Raw genomic sequence first — 1,485 nt, forward strand, 5'->3', positions numbered from 1 at the left:
GATCGCGTCGAAAATGTTGGTGTAAGGGTGACACCCTAGCGCTCGTTTAACGAAGAACGGCCTTCGTCCTAGAATCTGAAATCACCACAACAACAGGTTCTAGGAAAGGACGAAGACCGCTATGGAAATCTTATCAGACCCGACGCCGGACATGCTCGCTATGCCCCGTTTCGACGACGGCGCCATCGATATGCAGGAGCTGCTTCGCAGACTCGCCGAGCAGGTCGTGAACGCCGTGATGGACGCCGAGGCCGACCAGCTCTGCGGTGGCGGGGCGAACAGCCGAAACGGCTACCGCGAGAGGTCGCTCGCCACCTGCGTCGGCACGCTGACGCTGCGCATCCCCAAGCTGCGCTCCGGCAGCTTCTTCCCGGAGGACGTGCTCGAGCGCTACCAGCGCGTCGACCGCGCCCTCGTCGCCGCCGTCGCCGAGATGTACGCCACGGGCACGAGCACCCGCAAGGTGCAGAGGGTGGCCGAGAAGATGGGCGTCTCCAGGCTCTCGAAGGACCAGGTGAGCGCAATCGCCTCGAGCCTGGACGCAGACATCGAGGATCTGTGCGGAAGGCCGCTCGACGGCTCGCCGGTGCCCTACGTCTGGCTCGACGCGACCTACGTCAAGTGCCGCCGCGAGGGGCGCGTCGCCTCCACCGCCGTGGTCACCGCCATCGGCTGCGATGCGGGCGGCTGGAGGCGCGTCCTTGGCGTCGACGTGGTTGACACCGAGTCTTACGACTCGTGGCTCGCCTTCCTGCGGGCTATCCGCTCGCGCGGGGCGGCGGGCGTGCGGCTCGTCGTCTCGGACGCCCACCCGGGGCTCGTCCGGGCGCTCGGCGAGGTCTTCCAGGGCGCCGCGTGGCAGCGCTGCGCGGTCCACCTCATGCGCGACTGCATGCGCGAGGCCGGCTCCTGGCAGCTCAGGCGCCGCGTGGGCAGGATCGTGTCGCAGGTGTTCCGCGGGCGCGACGCCGCCACCGTGACGGCCATGTACCACGCGGCGTGCGACATGCTGGCGGGGTGCTGCCCCAGGGCGGCGGCGGTGCTGGAGGAGGCCGAGCCCGACGCGCTGGCCTACCTCGACTTCCCGCCGACCCACTGGAAGCGCCTGCGCACCAACAACGTGCAGGAGAGGACCAACCGGGAGATAAAGCGCAGGTCGCGCGTCGTGCAGGTGTTCCCCTCCACGGGCTCGCTGGTGCGGCTCGCGGGCGCGGTCATGTGCGAGCAGGACGAGATATGGCAGGAGTCCAGGTACTTCTCGGAGGCGAGGATGAACGAGCTCTACGACGACGGTCGCACCCGGGGGACCGACGGTCCCGTCGATTGGGCGCGGCTCGAGGCGGAGGCAAGGAAGATGCTCGAGTCCGGCCTCGAGCTTGCGGACAGGGTCGAGGCGGCATAGGATATCAACCGTATTCCAGATTCTGGGACGCCGGGCCGACTCGCTTCGGATCGGGCACTACACCAACTTTCTCAACACTACCG

1 protein-coding gene is annotated in these 1,485 nt (G+C 67.8%); it reads left to right on the top strand.

The genetic code is table 11. The features are described 5' to 3' along the window. The first annotated feature begins 121 nt into the window (after positions 1-121). A complete protein-coding gene (locus ACTQ48_RS11150) occupies positions 122-1,402 on the top strand; it encodes an IS256 family transposase (RefSeq protein WP_441570969.1) in 1,281 nt (426 codons plus the stop codon). Positions 1,403-1,485: the final 83 nt, after the last annotated feature.

Origin of the sequence: Collinsella sp. Sow4_E3 (assembly GCF_052116285.1) — a bacterium.
Classification (GTDB): domain Bacteria; phylum Actinomycetota; class Coriobacteriia; order Coriobacteriales; family Coriobacteriaceae; genus Collinsella.